Origin of the sequence: Vogesella sp. EB (assembly GCF_001037925.1) — a bacterium.
Lineage (GTDB): Bacteria > Pseudomonadota > Gammaproteobacteria > Burkholderiales > Chromobacteriaceae > Vogesella > Vogesella indigofera.
On record NZ_LFDT01000009.1, the window covers coordinates 96098 to 117998 of the forward strand.

23 protein-coding genes are annotated in these 21901 nt (G+C 55.3%); 14 read left to right on the top strand and 9 right to left on the bottom strand.

What is annotated here, in order from left to right; translation table 11 throughout:
* Nucleotide 1 precedes the first annotated feature (1 nt).
* On the bottom strand, nucleotides 2–280 hold the full coding sequence (locus tag ACG97_RS07640; RefSeq protein WP_047966745.1) for an accessory factor UbiK family protein: 279 nt from the start codon (nucleotides 278–280) through the stop codon (nucleotides 2–4).
* 250 nt (nucleotides 281–530) lie between these two features.
* Here ACG97_RS07640 and glnK point away from each other — a divergent pair, with 250 nt between their 5' ends.
* Both glnK and ACG97_RS07650 read left to right on the top strand, forming a co-directional pair.
* Nucleotides 531–869, top strand: a complete 339-nt coding sequence (gene glnK, locus ACG97_RS07645; RefSeq protein ID WP_047966746.1) for a P-II family nitrogen regulator — start codon at nucleotides 531–533, stop codon at nucleotides 867–869.
* Between the two features lie 22 nt (nucleotides 870–891).
* Nucleotides 892–2196 (top strand): ammonium transporter, encoded by a 1305-nt coding sequence (locus tag ACG97_RS07650; protein ID WP_047966747.1) that lies wholly within the window; start codon nucleotides 892–894, stop codon nucleotides 2194–2196.
* 258 nt (nucleotides 2197–2454) lie between these two features.
* Here the strand turns inward: ACG97_RS07650 and ACG97_RS07655 are convergent, their stop codons facing one another.
* The 8 genes from ACG97_RS07655 to groES form a co-directional block, all read right to left on the bottom strand.
* The gene (locus ACG97_RS07655) at nucleotides 2455–2874 is read right to left on the bottom strand and encodes a ClpXP protease specificity-enhancing factor (RefSeq protein ID WP_047966748.1); all 420 of its coding nucleotides are present in this window, start codon (nucleotides 2872–2874) and stop codon (nucleotides 2455–2457) included.
* Between the two features lie 9 nt (nucleotides 2875–2883).
* Nucleotides 2884–3486 carry a glutathione S-transferase N-terminal domain-containing protein gene (locus tag ACG97_RS07660; protein WP_047966749.1) on the bottom strand — a complete coding sequence of 201 codons (603 nt, stop codon included), beginning with the start codon at nucleotides 3484–3486 and terminating at the stop codon, nucleotides 2884–2886.
* A gap of 153 nt (nucleotides 3487–3639) precedes the next feature.
* Complete coding sequence (locus tag ACG97_RS07665) at nucleotides 3640–4401, bottom strand: cytochrome c1 (RefSeq protein WP_047966750.1); 762 nt, start codon at nucleotides 4399–4401, stop codon at nucleotides 3640–3642.
* Nucleotides 4402–4414: 13 nt separating this feature from the next.
* Nucleotides 4415–5752: a cytochrome bc complex cytochrome b subunit gene (locus ACG97_RS07670; protein WP_047966751.1), complete on the bottom strand. Its 1338-nt coding sequence runs from the start codon at nucleotides 5750–5752 to the stop codon at nucleotides 4415–4417.
* A 15-nt stretch (nucleotides 5753–5767) separates the two neighbouring features.
* Entirely contained in the window at nucleotides 5768–6352 is a 585-nt protein-coding gene (gene petA, locus ACG97_RS07675; protein WP_047966752.1) for a ubiquinol-cytochrome c reductase iron-sulfur subunit, read from the bottom strand.
* A gap of 124 nt (nucleotides 6353–6476) precedes the next feature.
* Nucleotides 6477–7226, bottom strand: coding sequence for a Nif3-like dinuclear metal center hexameric protein (locus ACG97_RS07680; protein WP_202902719.1), 750 nt, complete (start codon nucleotides 7224–7226; stop codon nucleotides 6477–6479).
* 130 nt (nucleotides 7227–7356) lie between these two features.
* Nucleotides 7357–9000 (bottom strand): chaperonin GroEL, encoded by a 1644-nt coding sequence (gene groL, locus ACG97_RS07685; RefSeq protein ID WP_047966753.1) that lies wholly within the window; start codon nucleotides 8998–9000, stop codon nucleotides 7357–7359.
* Nucleotides 9001–9048: 48 nt separating this feature from the next.
* Nucleotides 9049–9336, bottom strand: coding sequence for a co-chaperone GroES (gene groES, locus ACG97_RS07690; RefSeq protein WP_047966754.1), 288 nt, complete (start codon nucleotides 9334–9336; stop codon nucleotides 9049–9051).
* Between the two features lie 186 nt (nucleotides 9337–9522).
* Between groES and ACG97_RS17210 the strand changes: the two genes are divergently transcribed.
* From ACG97_RS17210 to ACG97_RS07745, 12 genes are all read left to right on the top strand, one after another.
* Nucleotides 9523–10608, top strand: coding sequence for a Wzz/FepE/Etk N-terminal domain-containing protein (locus ACG97_RS17210; protein WP_162199002.1), 1086 nt, complete (start codon nucleotides 9523–9525; stop codon nucleotides 10606–10608).
* Between the two features lie 508 nt (nucleotides 10609–11116).
* Nucleotides 11117–12178 (top strand): Gfo/Idh/MocA family protein, encoded by a 1062-nt coding sequence (locus tag ACG97_RS07695; protein ID WP_047966755.1) that lies wholly within the window; start codon nucleotides 11117–11119, stop codon nucleotides 12176–12178.
* The gene (locus ACG97_RS17215) at nucleotides 12175–12642 is read left to right on the top strand and encodes an acyltransferase (protein ID WP_082133688.1); all 468 of its coding nucleotides are present in this window, start codon (nucleotides 12175–12177) and stop codon (nucleotides 12640–12642) included. The genes ACG97_RS07695 and ACG97_RS17215 overlap by 4 nt, the downstream gene beginning before the upstream one ends.
* Before the next feature lie 12 nt (nucleotides 12643–12654).
* Nucleotides 12655–13770 carry a DegT/DnrJ/EryC1/StrS aminotransferase family protein gene (locus tag ACG97_RS07705; protein WP_047966757.1) on the top strand — a complete coding sequence of 372 codons (1116 nt, stop codon included), beginning with the start codon at nucleotides 12655–12657 and terminating at the stop codon, nucleotides 13768–13770.
* Nucleotides 13767–14756: an NAD-dependent 4,6-dehydratase LegB gene (locus ACG97_RS07710; RefSeq protein WP_047966758.1), complete on the top strand. Its 990-nt coding sequence runs from the start codon at nucleotides 13767–13769 to the stop codon at nucleotides 14754–14756. The genes ACG97_RS07705 and ACG97_RS07710 overlap by 4 nt, the downstream gene beginning before the upstream one ends.
* Before the next feature lie 7 nt (nucleotides 14757–14763).
* Nucleotides 14764–15915 carry a LegC family aminotransferase gene (locus tag ACG97_RS07715; RefSeq protein WP_047966759.1) on the top strand — a complete coding sequence of 384 codons (1152 nt, stop codon included), beginning with the start codon at nucleotides 14764–14766 and terminating at the stop codon, nucleotides 15913–15915.
* The gene (locus tag ACG97_RS07720; RefSeq protein ID WP_047966760.1) at nucleotides 15912–16547 is read left to right on the top strand and encodes an acetyltransferase; all 636 of its coding nucleotides are present in this window, start codon (nucleotides 15912–15914) and stop codon (nucleotides 16545–16547) included. Before ACG97_RS07715 ends, ACG97_RS07720 begins: the two co-directional genes overlap by 4 nt.
* A complete protein-coding gene (gene neuB / locus ACG97_RS07725) occupies nucleotides 16544–17548 on the top strand; it encodes an N-acetylneuraminate synthase (protein ID WP_047966761.1) in 1005 nt (334 codons plus the stop codon). The genes ACG97_RS07720 and neuB overlap by 4 nt, the downstream gene beginning before the upstream one ends.
* The gene (gene neuC, locus ACG97_RS07730) at nucleotides 17545–18714 is read left to right on the top strand and encodes a UDP-N-acetylglucosamine 2-epimerase (protein WP_047966762.1); all 1170 of its coding nucleotides are present in this window, start codon (nucleotides 17545–17547) and stop codon (nucleotides 18712–18714) included. The genes neuB and neuC overlap by 4 nt, the downstream gene beginning before the upstream one ends.
* 40 nt (nucleotides 18715–18754) lie before the next feature.
* Nucleotides 18755–19810, top strand: a complete 1056-nt coding sequence (locus tag ACG97_RS07735) for a nucleotidyltransferase family protein (RefSeq protein ID WP_047966763.1) — start codon at nucleotides 18755–18757, stop codon at nucleotides 19808–19810.
* A gap of 55 nt (nucleotides 19811–19865) precedes the next feature.
* Nucleotides 19866–21158 carry an N-acetyl sugar amidotransferase gene (locus tag ACG97_RS07740; protein WP_047966764.1) on the top strand — a complete coding sequence of 431 codons (1293 nt, stop codon included), beginning with the start codon at nucleotides 19866–19868 and terminating at the stop codon, nucleotides 21156–21158.
* A 27-nt stretch (nucleotides 21159–21185) separates the two neighbouring features.
* Nucleotides 21186–21890 (top strand): cytidylyltransferase domain-containing protein, encoded by a 705-nt coding sequence (locus ACG97_RS07745; RefSeq protein ID WP_047966765.1) that lies wholly within the window; start codon nucleotides 21186–21188, stop codon nucleotides 21888–21890.
* Nucleotides 21891–21901: the final 11 nt, after the last annotated feature.

Consider the following 21901-nt stretch of genomic DNA (forward strand, 5'->3'; position numbering starts at 1 on the left):
TTTATTGGACTTCGCTGTCTGCCGCGGGGGCGTCAGCCGCAGCGGTGCCGGCTGCGGCTTCCAGCGCCTGCAGGCGTGTTTCCAGCTGTGTCAGCTGCTCGCGGGTGCGGGCCAGCACTTCCTGCTGCACGTCGAACTCCTCGCGCGTCACCAGATCCATGCGCGCGAAGGTGGCGCCCATCATCGCCTTGATGTTTTTCTCGATGTCCTTGGCCGGACTGGCGGCGATGGTCTCGCTGATCTTGTTGCTGATTTCATCGAACAGTTTCTGGCTAAGCATGGCAGCTCCTTGACTTTGTCATGATGGATTAAATTTGAGTTTAGCAAAAAGCGTTCACCACTGCAGAAACACGCACGCACCACACTGAGGCATGCGGCGGCCGGATTGCAGTGCATGGCACGAAAAATGATGCACCAAAAAGGAAATCACAAACTATGCTGCTGATAAATAAGGGAAATACATTGCTGGCACAGTTCATGCATTGGCCGAATCGTCTTTTTACGCTCAACCTCGCATCAAGGAGTCAAACATGAAACTGGTCAGCGCGATTATCAAGCCGTTCAAGCTTGACGAAGTCCGGGAGGCGCTTTCTGCCATCGGTGTTCAAGGCATTACCGTGACCGAAGTCAAAGGCTTTGGTCGCCAGAAGGGGCATACCGAGCTGTATCGTGGCGCGGAATATGTGGTCGACTTCCTGCCCAAGGTCAAACTGGAAATCGCCATCGCCAACGAATTGCTGGATCAGGTGGTCGAGGCCATCGAGAGCGCCGCCCGCACCGGCAAGATCGGTGACGGCAAGATTTTCGTGATGGATCTGGAACAGGTTGTTCGTATCCGCACCGGCGAAACCGGCGCCGATGCCGTCTGAACTTGATGCAAGGGGAAACATAATGAAGAAACTGTCAATCGGCGCCTCGGCGCTACTGTCGGCACTGTTCGCGGCACCCAGCTTTGCCAACTTGCCGCAACTGGTCGCCACCAGCACCATCAGCGGCGGCGACACCGCCTGGATGCTGACCTCCACCGCGCTGGTGCTGTTCATGACCATTCCCGGCCTGGCCCTGTTCTACGCCGGCATGGTGCGCAAGAAAAACGTGCTGTCCACGCTGATGCAGAGCTTTGCCATCTGCGCCATGATCACCGTGCTGTGGGCGGTGATCGGCTACAGCCTGGCGTTCATGCCGGGCAACCCGTACATCGGCGGTTTCGACCGCATCTTCCTCGACGGCATGCTGTACCTGAAGGACGAAGCCAAGCTGACGGTACATCCGCTGGCGGCCTCCATTCCGGAAGGCGTGTTCATGATGTTCCAGATGACGTTTGCCATCATCACCCCGGCGCTGATCGCCGGTGCCTTCGCCGAACGCATGAAGTTTTCGTCGATGATGGTGTTCATGGCGCTGTGGTCGCTGGTCGTATACGTGCCGGTCGCACACTGGGTATGGGCACCGGGCGGCTGGATGTTTGACCATGGCGTGCTCGATTTCGCCGGCGGCACCGTAGTACACATCAACGCCGGTATTGCCGGCCTGGTGGCGGCACTGGTACTGGGCAAGCGCGTCGGTTACGGCCGCGAAGCGATGGCGCCGCACAACCTGGTGCTGACGCTGGTCGGTGCCTCGATGTTGTGGGTTGGCTGGTTCGGCTTCAACGCCGGCTCGGCGGTCGCGGCTGACGGTCGTGCCGCGATGGCGATGGTCGCCACCCAGGTTGCCACCGGCATGGCGGCACTGGCATGGATGGCCGCCGAATGGATCGCCAAGGGCAAGCCATCGGTACTGGGCATCGTCTCCGGCGCCGTCGCCGGCCTGGTGGCCATCACCCCGGCAGCCGGTTTTGTCGATGCCAAAGGCGCACTGGCCATCGGCCTGATTTCCGGTCTGGTGTGCTACTGGAGCGCCACCTCGCTGAAGCACATGCTGAAGTATGACGATTCGCTGGATGCCTTCGGTGTGCACGGTGTCGGCGGCCTGATCGGCGCCATCCTTACCGGCGTGTTTGCGGTGAAGGAAATCGGCGGCGTGGAAGGCAGCGTGATGACCCAGACCGTGGGCGCGCTGGCGACCGCCGTTTACTGCGCCATCGTCACCTTCGTGCTGCTGAAGATCATCGATGCGGTAATGGGACTGCGTGTCAGCGAAGAAGAAGAACGCGAAGGCCTGGACGTGGCGCTGCACGGCGAACGGATCGAGTAAGCCTGCCGACATCGCCTGCGGCCAACGTTGGCCGCAATCACAACCGCCCGCTTGTCGGGCGGTTTTCTTATTGCCGCAAGCAGCGCGCGATGCTGTGCTCGGGCACCGGCCGGGGCTGCACAGCAGCACGGGGACTGGATAGCGAGTAACCAGTACGCAACCGCGTCGGGCCGCCTGCGGCCAACCTTGCCGCTGGTGCCACAAAAAAAACCGCCCAACTTCGGGCGGTTTTTTGATTGTCAGCGGCAGCCGCGTGACTTACTTGACGATACGCAGGTGCGCACGCGACGGCTTGTCCTTGCCGCTGGCCGCGGAGTCGGTCGCGCCCGACTCCGGCTCGGCAGCCGGCTGCGGCCGCTCGCCAGTGACCGGCTCCAGCTCGAAGCCCATGCCCTCGCCGGTTTCGCGCGAGAAAATGGACAGCACATTGCCGATCGGCACCCAGATGTCGCGGCTGACCCCGCCAAAACGCGCCGAGAACGACAGCCAGTCATTGTCGATCTGCAGGTTCTTGGTGGCGTTGTAGCCGATGTTGAGCACGATCTCGTTGTCCTTCACGAACTCCAGCGGCACCGTGACACTGCCATCGATATGCACCACCAGGTACGGTGTCTGCTCGTTGTCGGTGCACCACTGGTGTAGTGCGCGGATCAGGTAGGGCTTGGTACTGGTCGACACGGCGGTCCCTTACTTGCGCATGGCTTTTTCAGCCGGGGTCAGCGAATCGATGAACGACTGGCGCTGGAACAGGCGCTCGGCGTACTTCAGGATCGGCGCCGCGCTCTTGCCCAGGTCGATGCCGTAGTGCTCCAGACGCCACATCAGCGGCGCAATCGCCACGTCGATCATCGAGAACTCTTCGCCGAGCATGAACTTCTGCTTGGCGAAAATCGGGGCGATGGTCACCAGACCGTCGCGGATGCCTTCGCGAGCCTTGGTGGCTTCCTTGCCGCTGGCACCGTTTTCCAGCGCCTTGACGTGTACGAACAGCTCCTGCTCGAAACGGAACAGGAACAGGCGCGCACGGGCACGCATCACCGGATCGGCCGGCATCAGTTGCGGGTGCGGGAAGCGCTCGTCGATGTACTCGTTGATGATGTTGGATTCATGCAGGATCAGGTCGCGTTCGACCAGCACCGGTACTTCGTTGTACGGGTTCATCACAGCCAGGTCTTCCGGCTTGTTGTGAATATCCACGTCGATGATCTCGAAGTCCATGCCTTTCTCGAACAACACGATGCGGCAGCGCTGGCTGAAAGGGCAGGTAGTACCGGAGTAGAGGGTCATCATGGCGGATTGGATTCCTTAAAGCGGGCAAGTTGATGAAATAACAGGCAATTTTAACACTTTTGACTTGAAAATTACCAGAAAAGTTTCACAAGCCATTGATTACAAACAAAAAAGGCGATGCCGCAGCATCGCCTTTTTTCTGTCAAAACCCGCTTAGTGCACGTCTTTCCAGTATTCCTTCTTCAGGAAGTAGGCCAGCGGCAACAGCAACAGGGACAGGAACAGCAGCACCATGTAACCGATTTGCTGACGCTTGACCTGCATCGGCTCGGCCATGTACACCATGAAGTTGGTCAGGTCAGCCATGCGCTTGTCAAACTCGGCGGTGTTGGCCTTGCCGTTTTCCAGCTTGGTCAGCGTGCCGGCCTTGACCAGCTTCAGCTGGTGCTCTTCGTGGCCTTCCGCATTCTTCACGGTTTCCAGCACCTGCTCACCCTGCCAGTTCCACAGGATGTGCGGCATGCCCACCTTGTCGAACACCAGGTTGTTCCAGCCGGTCGGACGGCTCTCGTCGCGATAGAAACCGCGCAGGTAGCCGTACAGGTAATCGGCGCCACGCGAACGCGCGATCACCGACAGGTCCGGCGGTACCGCACCGAACCATACCTTGGCATCCTTCTTGTCCATCGCCACGTTCATCTGCTCGCCGATCTTGTCCGTCGCCAGCATCAGGTTACCCTTGATCTGGTCTTCGGTCAGGCCGATTTCGGTCAGACGGTTGTAACGCATGGCGCTGGCCGAGTGGCAGGACAGGCAGTTGTTGACGAAAATCTGCGCACCGCGCTGCAGGCTTTCGGTGTCCTGGACGTTGATCGGCGCTTTTTCCAGCGCCGGACCGGCCGCAGACGCAAATGCGCCGGCAGCAGGAACAACGAGGGCGACAGCGGCGATCAGTTGACGAATAGTCTTGTTCATAGTGCCCCCTCTATCAGATGAATTTCGCAAACAGGGTTGCGGCCACCAGCGTCACGACCACCAGTACTGCGAAGCGTACCTGACGGGCAGGCGTGCTCATGGTGACGCGAGTCGGAACCGGGGTCGAACCCACATCATTCTTGGTGTAGAACGGCATGGCCAGGAAGAATGCGAAGTACACCACAGAGAAGATCTGGGCCACGAGCGTCCGCACGTTGGTCGACGGCAGTGCACCCAGGATACCAAGACCGATGAAGCTGATGATGAACAGCACCAGCATGGTTTTGAACTTGGAGCCGCGATAGCGGATCGACTTCACCGGCGACTTGTCCAGCCACGGCAGGAAGGCGATCAGCACCACCGCCGCACCCATCGCCAGCACACCCCAGACCTGGGTACCGGCAAACGACGGTACCGCACGCAGAATGGCGTAGAACGGGGTGAAGTACCATACCGGCGCAATGTGTGCCGGGGTCTTCAGCGGATCGGCCTGGTCGAAGTTAGGATGCTCCAGGAAGTAGCCGCCCATCTCCGGTGCGAAGAACACGATCGCGGAGAACACGATCAGGAACACCGCCACACCCAGCACGTCTTTCACGGTGTAGTAAGGATGGAAAGGAATGCCATCCAGCGGAATGCCCTTGTCGTCCTTCAGCTTCTTGATCTCGACGCCGTCCGGGTTGTTGGAGCCGACTTCGTGCAGTGCGATCAGGTGGGCCACCACCAGCGCCAGCAGGATCAGCGGTACTGCGATCACGTGCAGCGCGAAGAAGCGGTTCAGCGTTGCGTCGCCGACCACAAAGTCACCACGGATGAACACCGACAGGTCCGGACCGATCACCGGGATCGAGGCAAACAGGTTGACGATCACCTGTGCGCCCCAGAACGACATCTGGCCCCACGGCAGCAGGTAGCCCATGAATGCCTCTGCCATCAGGCACAGGAAGATCAGGGTACCGAACACCCACACCAGTTCGCGTGGCTGCTTGTAGGAACCGTAGATCAGGCCGCGGAACATGTGCAGATATACCACCACGAAGAACATGGAGGCGCCGGTGGAGTGCATGTAACGGATGACCCAGCCGCCGGCCACGTCGCGCATTATGTACTCGACGGAAGCAAATGCCACCGGGATGCCGGCGCCGTTCAGCGTGCCGTCCGGCTTGTAGTTCATGGTCAGGAAAATGCCGGTCACGATCTGGATCACCAGCACCAGCATCGCCAGGCTGCCGAAGAAGTACCAGAAGTTGAAGTTTTTCGGCGCGTAGTATTCGGTAACGTGCTCTTTCAGCATCGACGACAGCGGGAAGCGGTCATCGATCCAGTTAAGCACTTGTTGTCCTTTGCTCATGTGTTCTCCCCTCGCCTATTTGTCGTCGCCAATCAGCAGACGGGTATCGGACATGTATTTGTGCGGCGGGACTTCCATGTTCTTCGGCGCCGGCACACCGTTGTAGACACGGGCGGCCAAGTCGAACTTGGAGCCGTGGCAAGGACAGTAGAAACCACCGACCCATTTCGGACCCAGATCGGCAGGCGCCAGATCCGGACGATGGGTTGGCGAACAGCCCAGGTGCGTACAAATACCTACCGCGACCAGAATCTCCGGCTTGATGGAGCGGGTCGCGTTCTTGCAATATGCCGGCTGTTCCGGCGATTCCGATTTCGGATCCAGCAGTTCGCCTTCGATGGTCGCCAGGTTCTTCAGCTGCTCCGGCGTGCGGGACAGCACCCACACCGGCTTGCCACGCCATTCGACGTTGATCTTCTGGCCCGGCTCCAGCTTGCTGATATCGACCTCGACCGGCGCACCAGCAGCCTTGGCACGCTCAGAAGGTGCAAAGCTCATCAAAAACGGCACAGCCACCCCGGCTGCCGCCACACCACCAACCGCGCTGGTGGCCACCGTCAGAAAGCGACGGCGCCCCGTGTCAACGTGTTGTTCACTCATTACAGTCATCCTCAAACGTGGAAACCGAGCTCTAAACTTAAAACCTCGTAATTCTACCTGATTACCGGATGGAACTTGAAGCGCAGAGACGACAAATCACCTGATTGACGTCATGGACATCGCATTAAACCGGGTTGTACAGGTCAATAAACTGCACATTTAGCGCACATTCCGTCGCCAGCCATTCGCCCAGTGCTTTTACACCATAACGCTCGGTCGCATGATGACCTGCCGCAAGAAATACGACACCGGTCTCTTCGGCAAGGTGCAGATTCTGCTCGGAAACCTCGCCGGAAATGAACACATCCACCCCCAGCGCGATCGCCTGCTCGAAATAGCCCTGCGCGCCGCCGGTACACCACGCGATATGGCGGGCACGGCGCTGCGCGTTGCCCAGCAGCAGCGGCGTGCGCCCCAGGCGGCTGGCCAGCTGCGCGGCAAAATCCGCAGCGGTACCCTGCCCCCAGTCGCCCTGCCACAGCAAGGGCTCCGTCGCGGTCGGCTGCGGGTTGGCAATGCCGAGCTGCCGCGCCAGCTGCGCGTTATTGCCCAGCTCGGGATGGGCATCCAGCGGCAAATGGTAGGCCAGCAGGCTGATGCCGTGCTGCAGCAGGCTGGCGATGCGCTGGCGCTTGATGCCGACGATCGGCGCCGCCTCGTTTTTCCAGAAATAGCCATGATGCACCACGATGGCATCGGCCTGCGCCGCGATGGCGGCGTCAATCAGCGCCTGCGAGGCGGTGACGCCGGTCACGATCTTCCTGACCTCGCTGCGCCCCTCCACCTGCAAGCCGTTGGGGGCGTAATCCTTGAACCGAGCCGGCTCCAGTTTGGCGTCGAGCACCGCCAGCAATTCCGTCAATTGCATGATCATCTCCTTGAATTGCCGCCATTGTGCCAGAGCAGCGCCGGAAAACAATGCGGCCAACCTTGCCACAAGGTTGGCCGCAATAAAAAACCCCACGCCGTAGCGTGGGGTTTCCAGGTCGCGGGAGCGAGGCTGCTTACATCATGCCGCCCATGCCGCCCATACCACCCATGCCGCTCATGTCCGGCATCGCTGGCTTGTCTTCCGGCAGTTCGGCAACCATGCAGTCGGTAGTCAGCATCAGACCTGCGATGGACGCCGCATTCTGCAGTGCAGTGCGGGTCACCTTGGCTGGATCCAGTACGCCCATTTCCAGCATGTCGCCGTATTCGCCAGATGCCGCGTTGTAACCGAAGTTACCCTTGCCTTCCAGCACCTTGTTCACCACTACCGATGGCTCGTCACCGGCGTTCTGCACGATCTGGCGCAGCGGTGCTTCGATCGCCTTCAGCACGATCTTCACACCGGCAGCCTGATCGGCGTTGGAGGTAGCCAGGCTGGTCAGGGTGGAGCGGGCACGCAGCAGGGCAACGCCACCGCCAGGTACCACGCCTTCTTCAACGGCAGCACGGGTCGCGTGCAGCGCGTCTTCGACACGAGCCTTCTTCTCTTTCATTTCCACTTCGGTGGCTGCACCAACCTTGATCACGGCCACACCGCCGGCCAGCTTGGCCACGCGTTCTTGCAGCTTTTCACGGTCATAGTCGGAGGTCGCGGCTTCGATCTGCTGGCGTACTTCGGCCACGCGTGCCTGGATGGCGGCAACGTCACCGGCGCCGTCGATGATGGTGGAGTTTTCCTTGCCCACTTCAACGCGCTTGGCTTGACCCAGCATTTCCAGGGTCACTTTTTCCAGGGTCAGGCCCACTTCTTCAGCGATCACGGTACCGCCGGTGAGGGTGGCGATGTCCTGCAGCATGGCCTTGCGACGGTCGCCGAAACCTGGCGCCTTCACGGCAACCACTTTCAGGATGCCGCGGATGGTGTTCACCACCAGGGTGGCCAGCGCTTCGCCTTCCACGTCTTCGGCAATGATCAGCAGCGGACGGCCGGACTTGGCCACTTGCTCCAGTACCGGCAGCAGGTCGCGGATGTTGGAGATTTTCTTGTCGAACAGCAGGATGAACGGATTGTCCAGGGCGGCAATCTGTTTTTCCTGGTTGTTGATGAAGTACGGGGACAGGTAGCCGCGGTCGAACTGCATGCCTTCCACCACGTCCAGCTCGTTGTTCAGCGATTTGCCGTCTTCAACGGTGATCACACCTTCCTTGCCGACTTTTTCCATCGCGGTGGCGATGATGTCGCCGATATCGCTATCAGAGTTGGCGGAAATGGAGCCAACCTGGGCAATTTCCTTGGTGGTCGCGCATGGCTTGGCAATCTTGGCTATCTCGCCGACCAAGGCAATCACGGCCTTGTCGATACCGCGCTTCAGGTCCATCGGGTTCATGCCGGCAGTCACGAACTTCATGCCTTCATGCACAATGGCCTGGGCCAGTACAGTGGCGGTAGTGGTGCCGTCACCGGCCACGTCGGAAGTCTTGGAAGCGACTTCTTTCACCATCTGCGCGCCCATGTTCTCGAACTTGTCCTTCAGTTCGATTTCCTTGGCAACCGATACACCGTCCTTGGTGATGGTTGGTGCGCCGAAGGAGCGATCCAGGACCACGTTGCGGCCTTTCGGGCCGAGGGTCACTTTTACGGCATCAGCCAGCACATTGACACCCACCACCATCTTGGCGCGGGCGGAATCACCAAAGCGTACGTCTTTTGCAGCCATGTTCTTCAATCTCCAGAATTCAGTTTAATAAAACGGTAACGGGTCGGATTACTCGACGATGCCCATTACGTCTTCTTCGCGCATTACCAGCAGCTCGTCGCCGTCAACCTTGACGGTCTGGCCGGAGTACTTGCCGAAAATAACCTTGTCGCCGACTTTCAGTTCCAGAGCGCGACGCTCGCCGTTTTCCAGAATCTTGCCGTTACCAACCGCAACGACTTGGCCCATGTCCGGCTTTTCAGCAGCGGCGCCAGGCAGAACGATACCGGAAGCTGTTTTCTCTTCAGCCTCAAGGCGCTTGATAACAACACGATCGTGTAAAGGACGAATTGCCATTGATCTCTCCTAATAGCAGTGGCTGTTGAAAGATGAATACCTATCAAAGCAGCAGATTGACCGAGCGACTGGCACTCGGCGCTTGCGAGTGCTAATGGTAGGGATGGGGTGGGTGGTTTTCAAGAGGGGGTGATAAACTTTTCACGCAAGACACTAGCACCAATGGCATGCATACACCATCCGGGTATGGCACAATACCCGACAGCTTCCGGCAGTTTGGCTGGCAAAATTAAGTATTCAGATTGCTCTGAAACAGAAATGACTACAAATACACACCGCTCATACGAAGACGACGAAATCAATCTGACCGAACTTTTGGTCAAACTCTGGCAAGGCCGATGGGCGGTTGCAACTACAACGGGGGTAGGGTTGGTGCTTGCGAGCCTTTATGCCATAACTGCACCTCAGGTATGGATAGCCAGTGCCACGCTTGCTCCACCATCTTATGAGCAGATGGGCGACTACTACTTGGTCAAAACACAGCTGGATAGCACACCATTCTTCAAAAGTGCTAAAAAGCCCCCTACAATTACGCTGGATCAATCCCCCCCCACAACCCCCCCAAAAACTGGCGATGAAATAAGCGATCAATTATTCGAGTCGATGCAACTACTATTAGATACGACACCAGAAGTAACAGTTTTGCGTCCAGATCGCCGCAAGCAACAACTTTACCAAGTACAGGCTAGTGCCACAAACCCAACTGCAGCCCAGCAAAAACTAACCCACATCCTGACAAAAATTAATCGCCAGCTTGCAGATCAAAAAACACGGGAGTTACGCAGTCAATTGGCATTGCTGCAGCGTTCACTTCATAGCGAACTGGATATCATCGCCAGGCAAGCACGTGCCGCGCGAGCACAAGAGCTTGCATCAACCCACCAAGCGCTAGACAGTGCCAAGCGAGCAAATCTTGTGCACTTTGAAGGTAGCAACTACACCGGGCTGGATACCCCTAGCATGCGCTACCTGCTAGGCAGCAAACTATTGCAGGCAAGACTTGCCACGCTGAAGCAATCAAGCCCAGACTATCCTCCGCGTTATTACGAAGTAACCACGCAGCTAGCAGACATACAGGAACTCCCCCAAATTCAGACAGGTAACCTTGCAGGCTTTCAGCTTGTGACGCCCCCCACCGCATCCGACAAGCCGTCCAGCCCAAAAGGTATATTAGTAATAGCCTTGGGCATAGCTGGAGGTCTGCTACTAGGCTGTGCTCGGGTACTTTGTCGAGACCCACTAGTACGTCTACAAGCTAAACTGAGGCATTGAGTGACAAAAATATAGCGGCCTACGGAATGAAAACCGATGCGTCCAGTACGTCTGTATTACCTGCTTGAGCCGGGGCAATTCAATGAAAATTGCTAGGGTTGTTCTAGTTTTCATAACGGATCACCAAAAAAACCACAGGAAGATTACGTACCGCTAATACTTACTTGGCCATGCGAGTGGTGCACCTCAATGAACTAAACCCCTCGACAGCCACCCATGGGCTGGATAGGTAGCAAAATATAGACGGAACATGCCTTTATCGCCTTATCATGAAACTAGGGGCGGACAACTTCAAGCCTCCCTCCATTCAGGATGGTTATAAAGGGGACAAAAGGAGTTTAGATATAAAAACTTGCCACACCGTCACAAATTATAAACCCTGTTTCAATAGAAAAATTAACCTAACGTTATCACAAGATTGAAACGTCAAACAAAATCAATCCGGCCTGATAAAAACAATCAGACCCCACAATAAATTTCTCACTTATTGAATAAGGCGAGCACTCTCATGTTGAAATTTGCACTGATTGGATGCGGCAGAATTGCCAAAAGACATGCCGAGCTTCTTGGACTCAAGCAAATTGAAGGCGCGCAGTTAGCCGCAGTTTGCGATCTTTCCCCGTCAAAAGCCAAGTCGATCGGTGATCGCTTCTCTGTGCCATATTACACAGATATGCATCAGATGATGCAGGAAAAAGATATTGATGCCGTAGTTGTCTTGACTGAAAGTGGCAACCATGCACGGAACGTGGTGGATCTGGCGCAATATGGCAAGCATATCATCGTTGAAAAGCCCATGGCACTGACACTGGATGATGCCGATGCCATGATTCGCGCCTGCGACAATGCCGGCGTTAAGCTGTTTGTCGTCAAGCAGAATCGCTTCAACGTTCCCGTCGTAAAACTGCGCGAAGCCCTGGAGCAAGGCCGCTTTGGCAAGCTCATCCTGGGCACGGTGCGCGTGCGCTGGTGCCGCCCCCAGGAGTACTATGATCAAGCGCCCTGGCGTGGCACTTGGGCCATGGATGGTGGCGTACTCACCAACCAGGCAAGCCACCATGTAGATATGCTTGAGTGGATGCTAGGCGAAGTGGATAGCGTGTTCGCCCGCAGCACCACCGCTCTGGCAAAAATCGAAGCGGAAGACACCGCGGTGGTAACGCTCAAGTTCCGCAATGGCGCACTTGGCATTATCGAAGCCACTACCGCGGTACGCCCCAAGGATCTAGAAGGTTCCATATCTGTACTGGGGGAAGGAGGCACAGTCGAAATCGCCGGCTTCGCTGTCAACAAAATGAAGGTCTGGAACTTTGTTGAATCCATGCCGGGCGACGATGCAGTCATGGAAACGTATTCGGTCAACCCGCCGAATGTGTATGGCTTTGGCCACCAAGCTTACTATGAGCACGTAGTTGACTGTATCAGAAACAATCGCCGGCACCTTGTAGATGGACTGGAAGGACGCAAGAGTCTCGAGCTGATCAATGCCATTTATGAGTCCATCGAAACCGGCAAAGAGGTTCACCTGCGCTTTCGTCCCCAGCACTGCAAACTGGGTGGCTCGTTTTGAACGCGCCCAAACTACGCGAAGCCGGAATTGTTGATGTTGCGTTTGGTGAGAATGTCGTGGTCGTTCAACCAGTCAATTTGTACGGCAGTTCCATTGGCGATGATGCTTTCATTGGCCCCTTCGTCGAGATACAGCGTGGCGTAACAATCGGCAAACGCACCAAAATCCAGTCTCACAGCTTTATCTGTGAACTGGTGGAGATTGCCGACGACTGTTTCATCGGCCATGGCGTGATGTTCATCAATGATTTATTCAGCAACGGCGGCCCCGCGCGTGGTGATAAGTCTTTATGGCTAGGCACCAAAATTGGTAAAAATGTTTCCATCGGCAGCAATGCAACTATTTTGCCAGTGTCGATCTGCGACAACGTCGTTATTGGCGCAGGCTCGGTGGTAACAAAAAATATCGATATACCAGGGATTTATGCCGGCAACCCTGCCCGCCTCACCAAAAAACAGAATTGAAATTAGCAAACCATGAATATCCCATTTGTAGATTTGCATGCCCAATATACAGGCATCAAGACTGAAATTGATTCGGTTATCAGCGATGTGATCGAAAAGTCACTTTTCGTCCGTGGCCCGTATGTAGACAAGTTCGAGCAGATGTTTGCCGAGTTGATGAATCGCCAACACTGCGTCTCCTGCGCCAACGGTACCGATTCGCTCTACATCGCCATGATTGCGCTGGGCGTCAAGCCGGGGGATGAGGTCATCGCCCCCGCACACTCCTGGATCTCCACCACAGAGACTATCACCCAAGCCGGCGCCAAAGTTGTATTTTGCGACACCGAGTCAGACACTTTCACCATTGACCCGCGCGCCATCGAGGCCAAGATTACGGCGAAAACCGTCGGCATCATTCCCGTGCACCTATACGGCCAAGCTGCCGACATGGAGCCGATCATGGAAATTGCCCGCAAGCACAAGTTATGGGTGTTGGAAGATTGTGCCCAGGCGCATCTTGCCCGCTACAAGGGCAAGTTGGTTGGCACCTTCGGTGATGCGGCTTCCTTCTCCTTCTATCCGGGTAAAAACCTTGGAGCCATGGGCGATGCCGGTGCTGTCGTCACCAATGATTCCGCACTGGCGGAAAAGATGGCAATGTTCGCCAGGCATGGCGGCCTTCGCAAAGGAGATCACCAGATTGAGGGCATCAATAGCCGGCTGGATGGAATCCAGGCGGCCATCCTGTCGGTCAAACTACCGCACCTTCCCGCCTGGACCGCGCAGCGCCAGAATCGTGCCCAGCGCTACAGCGACTTGCTCTCCAGCGTCGCCAGCATCGAAACCCCACATGTGGCCGATGGCCGCGATCATGTATGGCATCTCTATGTGATCAAACATGAGCAGCGGGACGAGCTTGCACAGCATCTGGCAGCCAAAGGCATTCAGACAGTCATCAACTACCCGGTCGCCCTGCCTTTCCTGCCGGCGTATCGCCGCTTCGAGCACCAGCCTGCCGACTTTCCAAATACGTATACCAACCAGTCACGCATCCTGTCGCTTCCCATTTATCCGGAGTTGACGGATGCGCAAATGGATTATGTGGTGGCTGCTATTACCGAATTTTGCGAGAAAACCGAATCATGAGCACGCTCAAGAAAGTCTTGGTTACCGGTGCTGATGGCTTCATCGGCTCCCACCTGACCGAGTTGCTGGTAAAAGAAGGTTATGCTGTCCGGGCACTTTCCCAGTACAACTCCTTCAACCACTGGGGCTGGCTGGAGGACGTCGAGTGCCGCAAGGAAATCGAGGTGCTTAACGGCGACGTGCGTGACCCGCACTACTGCAAGCACATTACCAAAGACGTCGACCTCGTCTTCCATCTGGCCGCCCTGATTGCGATTCCCTATTCTTATGTGGCCCCAGATAGCTATGTTGACACCAACATCAAAGGGACGCTGAACATTTGCCAGGCCGCGCTGGAGAATGGGGTGCAGCGCGTCATTCACACCTCGACCAGCGAGGTGTACGGTACTGCACAGTATGTACCGATCGACGAAAAGCACCCCCTTCAGCCGCAATCACCGTATAGCGCCTCCAAAATCGGCGCGGATGCCATGGCGATGAGCTTCTTCAACACCTTCAACCTACCACTGACGATTGCAAGGCCGTTCAATACCTATGGCCCGCGCCAGTCTGCCAGGGCAGTAATTCCCACCATCATCAGCCAGATTGCCAGTGGCAAGAAGCAGATCAAACTCGGGGATATTACCCCGACTCGCGACTTCAACTATGTAACCGACACCTGTCGCGGCTTCCTTGCCTTGGCGCGCTGCGATAAGGCGATAGGCGAGACGGTCAACATTGGTTCCAACTTTGAAATCTCCGTCGGGGACACCCTGAATCTCATCCGTGAACTGATGCAGAGCGATGTGCAATTCATCACCGATGAGCAGCGTATCCGCCCCGAAAAGTCGGAAGTATTCCGCCTGTGGTGCGACAACCGGAAAATCCGCGAGCTGACTGGCTTCGAGCCGGAATACAGCATTCGGGACGGTCTGCAATCCACCGTGGAATGGTTTACCCACCCCGAGAATCTGGCCAAGTACAAGGCCGATATTTACAACGTCTGAGCCCGCTATGTTCGACTCTCTCATCCGGTTTGTTCGCGAACAATACCAAACCAACGAGTTTATTCCGCTGCACGCGCCGGTGTTCATGGGTAATGAGCGGGAATACGTCGTGAAAACCATCGACTCAACCTTCGTTTCCAGTATTGGCGCCTATGTGGACCGCTTTGAGAGCGAAATGGCTGCCTATACCGACAGCCCGCGCGCCGTCGCCACAGTTAACGGCACCGCGGCGCTGCATATCGCCTTGCTGCTGGCAGGCGTGAAACAGGGGGATCTAGTCATTACCCAGCCCCTCACGTTTGTCGCCACCTGCAATGCGATTGCTTACTGTGGCGCAGAGTCGGTGTTCGTCGATGTAGATCGCGACACCATGGGACTGTCACCCGCGGCACTGGCAGACTGGCTGGAAACCAATGCACTGCTACACGATGACGGTACCTGCCGCACTAGGGATGACGGCCGTGTGATTCGTGCCTGCCTGCCGATGCATACCTTCGGGCACCCAGCCGACCTGGACGGACTGGTAGCCGTGTGCCAACGCTGGCATCTGGCCCTGGTGGAAGACGCCGCCGAATCACTCGGCAGCCTCTACAAGGGACGGCACACTGGCACATTCGGCCTGGTCGGCACCCTGAGTTTCAATGGCAACAAGATCATCACCACCGGCGGTGGTGGCATGATTCTGGCCAATGACGAACTCGGTCGGCGGGCAAAGCACATGACCACCACGGCCAAACAACCCCACCCCTACGAATACGTGCATGACGAGGTCGGCTACAACTACCGGTTGCCCAACCTGAACGCGGCACTAGGCTGTGCCCAGCTTGAGCAACTGGAAAGTTTCGTCACCAGCAAACGTCAGTTGGCCGCACGCTATGCCGAAGCCTTGAAGAACAGCGATCTCCGGTTTGTCTCCGAGCCGGCAGATTGCCGCTCGAACTACTGGCTCAATGCCGTGCTATGCGACGACCACGAACACCGGGATGCCTTACTGAAGGAAACCAATGCGCAGGGCGTCATGACCCGTCCGATCTGGGCGCTGATGAATCGCCTGCCCATGTATTCGCATTGCAGGCATGGCGAGCTGGACAATGCCAAGTGGCTGGAAGCACGCGTCGTCAACCTACCAAGCAGCGTGCGAACGGAAGTCCGGTCATGAAACGCATCGGTATCTTCGGCACATCCGGCATGGCCCGCGAAACAAGGGATATAGCCCATGCACTGGGCTATGACGCAGTTTTTGTGGCCCGCTCCGCCGACGAGCGTGCGGCATTCAGCGATAGCGGAGATGTGATTCTCGAATCCGACGTAGGCAGCTACAAGGACATGCCTTATGTCATAGGTGTCGGAGAGGGTGCTCTGCGCGCAAAAATTGCGGTGCGCCACGCCAATATTATCCGTTTTGGCAATCTGATTCATCCCAGCGCCACATTTGGTTGCGGCCAACGTCAGCACATCGAAACCAGAAGCGGCGTTATCGTATGCGCCGGCGTGCGATTCACCAGTAACATTTCAGTTGGTGATTTCACCCTTTTTAATCTCAATGCAACCATCAGTCACGATTCCGTCATTGCCGATTACGTCACCGTTTCTCCAAACGCCTGCATTTTGGGCAATGTCAGCATCGGGGAGGCTGCCTGGATTGGTGCTGGCACCATCGTCAATCAAGGCAGTAATGATAGAAAAGTCACTATCGGAAAAAATACCTTAATCGGCTCCGGGGCAGTAATCATCGCCGATTGCGATGCGGATTCTGTCTATGTAGGCGTTCCTGGCAGGAAAATAAAATGAAGACTCTCATCATTGCCGAAGCTGGCGTTAATCACAATGGCGACATGACGCTTGCCAAGCAGCTTATCGCGGCGGCCGCGGCAGCCGGGGCCGACCTGGTCAAATTCCAGACATTTCAAGCCAAGAAAATCGTTGCAGCCACGGCACCCAAGGCTGATTATCAAAAGAAGACCACGAGTGTAGATGAGAGCCAACTGGAAATGATCCGTAAACTGGAACTTTCCCGAGCGGATCACGAAGCACTCATCGCCGAATGTAAAAAGTATGGCATCGGTTTCTTTTCCACCGCCTTCGACTCGGAAAGCCTTGAGCTACTAAGCGAGCTGGGCTGCCTGGAAATGATCAAGATTCCTTCCGGCGAGCTAACCAATCTGCCGCTGTTGCGCCAGATGAGCAAGCTCGGCAAACCTATCCTGCTATCCACCGGCATGGCCAATCTGGCCGATATCGAAGCTGCGATCGAGGCCATCGAAGCCAATGGCATATCGCGCAGCCTGATTACGGTTCTGCATTGCACTACCGAGTACCCCACGCCGATGGAGGAGGTTAACCTCCGCGCGATGCTCAGCATCAAGCAAGCATTCAGTGTTGAAATCGGCTACTCGGACCATACGCCAGGCATTGAGGTGCCGATTGCCGCGGTGGCCTTGGGCGCACGGATCATAGAAAAGCACTTTACGCTGGATTGCAATTTGCCTGGCCCCGATCACCGTGCCAGCCTGGAGCCACAACAGCTCGCGGAAATGGTTCGCGGCATCCGCAATATCGAGCGTGCATTGGGTGACGGCATCAAGCGCCCAAGCAAGAGCGAACTTAAAAACAAGCCAATTGCCCGCAAATCAATCGTGGCACTTCACGATATCAAGGCAGGGGAGCTGTTCAGTACGGAGAATCTGACGACCAAGCGGCCTGGCACGGGTATTTCGCCCATGAAATGGGATGACGTCATCGGAAAAGCTGCACCCCGAGACTTTGCCACCGATGAACTGATCGAACTATGAGCCGCAAAATTTGTGTGGTCACCGGCACGCGCGCCGAATTCGGGCTGCTGCGATGGCTAATGCAGGAAATCAAGAATACACCCGACCTCACCCTGCAGGTGGTCGCCACCGGCATGCATCTGTCCCCCGAATACGGTCAGACATACTGCGAGATCGAGCAGGCGGGATTCGTCATCGACCAAAAAGTGGAAATGCTATTGGGGGCCAATAGCGCAAGCGCCATTACCAAATCGATCGGTTTGGGCACCATTGGTTTTGCCGATGCCTATGCCAACTTGAAGCCAGATCTCATCGTTGTGCTTGGCGACCGCTTCGAACTACTCTCAGCGGTTACTGCGGCGCTGATTGCCGGCATACCAGTGGCTCACTTGCACGGAGGTGAGACCACTGAGGGTGCCTTCGACGAAGCCATCCGGCATTCAATTACCAAAATGTCACATCTGCATTTTGTTGCCGCATCCGACTATGCCCGTCGGGTAATCCAGCTGGGCGAACAGCCGGAGCGGGTCTTCCTTGTTGGCGGCTTAGGAATAGATGCCATAAAACGAAGCCAGCTGTTGGATCGCAAATCACTAGAAGAGGCATTGAACTTCAAGCTGGGTAAAAAGAATCTGCTGGTAACCTTTCACCCGGTAACTCTGGATGAGCAAAGCTCTGCCTGCCAGATGCAAGCCATGCTGGCTGCACTTGCAGAGCTGCAGGACACTCACCTGATCTTTACCATGCCGAATGCCGATACTGGCGGGCATGAGCTGACGGCAATGCTGGAGAACTTCACCCGCAGTCGACCGCATACCCGTCTGTATTCATCGCTGGGCCAAATGAGATACTTGTCTTGCATGCAATTCATCGATGGTGTCGTTGGCAACTCATCAAGCGGACTCGCCGAAGCGCCGAGCATGCACATCGGCACTATCAATATTGGAGATAGACAAAAAGGCCGGCTATCTGCCAGCAGTGTCATCCACTGCGCCCCCAATCTGGAAAGCATACGGATGGCCCTGCAGCAACTGTACCACCCAGCCTTTAGGGCAACACTGCCACTCACGGTAAATCCATATGGTGATGGGGGAGCATGTGAAAAAATCGTTGAAGTAATGAAAAATTGGCCACTCGAAGGGTTAATAAAAAAGAGATTCTACGATCTACCACTACAGGCCATATAAACAAAACACTAGCACCTTTACCTAAAGCTCGCCCACGAAAATGAATACTGGTTATGAATTACATCCTTGGCAAACAACCCTAGTACCACTAGGCTCAACGATTCAGCAAGCCATTCATAGTCTCGAAACATCTGGCATGCAAATCGTGTTAGCTGCGACAGAAGATAATAAGCTTGCAGGCACCCTGACAGACGGAGACATCCGTCGGGCGTTCCTGAAAGGGCTGACTCTTGATAGCACCATCGATAGTATAATTCATCGCACTCCTCTGGTGGTGCCACCTGAAATTGGCCGAGAGAATGTTCTGCAACTCATGAAGGCCAACAAAATCCACCAGTTGCCGATAGTGGATAACGAGGGCAAAATTATCGGGCTCCACGTTTTGGACTCAATTATCACTCCTGCCCTGCTCAGCAATCGAATGGTCATCATGGCAGGAGGCAAAGGTACCAGGCTGCGCCCACACACTGAGAACTGTCCCAAACCGATGCTGGAAGTCGGAGGCAAGCCGATGCTGGAGCACATTATTGAACGTGCCATGGCAGATGGTTTTCAAAATTTTTCCATTTCTCTGCACTATCTCGGCAGCATGATTGAAGAACATTTTGGAGATGGCAGCAAATGGGGAGTCAATATTGAATATCTGCGTGAGGACTCACCACTTGGCACAGCGGGCTGTTTAAGCATCATGCCTAAAATCCCGGATGTACCATTTATCGTAACCAACGGTGATGTACTGACCGACATTCACTACAAGGACATTTTAGACTTCCACATTCGTTACAGTGCAACAGCAACAATGGCCACTCGCCAGCACGAAATTCAAAATCAGTTTGGCGTCGTAAAAATAAAAGGAATTGAAATAGAGGGCTTTGAAGAAAAGCCAATCTATCACAGTCATATAAACGCTGGAATTTATGTACTAAATCCTGAGGCTTTGCACTACCTGAACGCGAACCAGCACTGCGACATGCCAACACTATTCGAGCGGATAAAACAAAATACCGGTCGTACAATCGTTTATCCAATGCATGAACCGTGGTTAGATGTTGGCCGGCCGGATGATTTAATTGAAGCAAGAAAAAAGCAAAAATAACAGCAGCGCCAATACGAACAAATTGATAAGTTTACAGCATACCTGAAGGAAACATATGAAGATCGGACCATCACCCTCCGTTGATCTCACCCGGTACACAAAACCTGAGGAGGAACTGGATGTCTTGTATGGGCTGCCACGACATGTGCAGTTCTGCAAGAAATGCAACATGTCCAATCAGCAACCCATGTCGAGCAATGAGTATGCGCATAGCAAGGACTCCAAGAAAACGACCATGTCGTTTGATGAGAATGGCGTCTGCCATGCTTGCAACTTTAACGAACTGAAAGAAACGGGCGAAATTGATTGGGAAGAGCGCGAACGTGAGCTTATCGAGCTGTGCAATCAATACCGTCGCAATGATGGCAGTTATGACTGCATAGTGGGTGGCAGCGGAGGCAAGGATAGCGCTATGCAATCCCACCTCCTCAAGTACAAGTATGGAATGAATCCGCTGACCGTAACATGGTCTCCTCACCTTTACACTGAGATTGGCTGGAAGAACTTCCAGAACTGGTTGCATGTCGGTGGTTTCGATAATTACCTGTATACGCCCAATGGAAAAATTCATCGCTTGCTGACACGCAATGCAACAATCAATCTGCTACACCCATTCCAGCCATTCATTCTTGGCCAGAAAACTTTTGTTGCAAAGATGGCAGCACGTTTGAATATTCCGTTGATTTTCTATGGCGAAATGCCTGGCGAATACGGTGAAAAGATTTCCCATAAAACGTCTTCTTATGCGGGAAAAGACCAACAGACAGAAAGTGAAGGCTTCTCGCTGGACTACCTTGGTGGCAAGGATGTCCGGGATGTATTCCTCGGAGGCAAGCAGATTGGTAGCTATCTGGATGACGGCGTGCCGCTGGTTGATCTGATGAGCTATCTGCCCATGGATCCAGAAGTGCTGCACAAGAAAGGTATCGAGTTCAAATACCTTGGTTACTATAAAAAATGGGTACCACAAGAGGCTTATTACTATGCCGTCGAGCATACCGGCTTTGAAGCCAACCCGGTTCGCACCGAAGGCACCTATTCGAAGTACAACAGCCTTGACGACAAGGTAGATGGGTTCTTCTACTACACTCGCTGGATCAAATTCGGCGTAGGCCGAGCGATGATGGATTCAGCACAGGAGATTCGCAACCATCACATCACCAAGGATGAAGGCATCGCGCTGATGAACCGCTATGAAGGTGAATATCCTTCGCGTTATGAGAAAGAATTCCTCGACTATATCAGCATGACGAGAGAAGAATTCTTCGAAACTTGTGATCGTTTCCGTTCGCCCCACCTCTGGCAGGTTGTTGATGGCAATTGGAAACTGCGGCATGCTCCCGAATAACCGGCTCGACGTAGATCAACATCTCAATTGAATAGCAATAAAACAAACAATCAAGGCAAGCAGTTGCTTGCCTTGATTACAGCCAGGGGCGGCTCGAAAGGGTTGCCACGCAAAAACGTACTGCCCGCTAACGGCAAACCGCTCATCGCCTGGACGGTCACTGCCGCGCTAGAGGCGCAGTATGTTGACCGGGTAGTTTTGTCGACCGATGACGACGAGATCATGTCGGTGGCAACCGCTTGGGGCTGCGAAGTCCCCTTTCGCCGCCCCAGTGAACTGGCCAGCGATACTGCCAGTTCCATGGATGTCGTATTGCACGCTCTAGACCAGCTGCCCGACCACAGCTTTATAGCACTGCTACAGCCAACCTCACCTCTGCGTACCGGGACCGATATCGATGCGGCCTTTGCACTACTGCAATCCAGTGGCGCTCCGAGTTGCGTATCGGTATGCGAGGCGGAACAATCGCCCTACTGGATGTATCGCTTGGGGGAAAATGGCAGACTGCAAAGCCTCCTCCCGGAGCGGAGCACGGCAAGCCGACGGCAGGACCTGCCTGCCGTGTATGTTCTCAACGGCGCAATATACATCGCACGGGTTGACTGGCTGCGCACCACAAAAAGCTTCCTTGCCGAGGATAGCATCGCCTACGTCATGCCAAGAGAAAGGTCTATCGATATTGACAATGCCGAAGATTTTGAATATTTCCGCCGCAAAGTCGAACAAAATTGATTTGCAGCTGT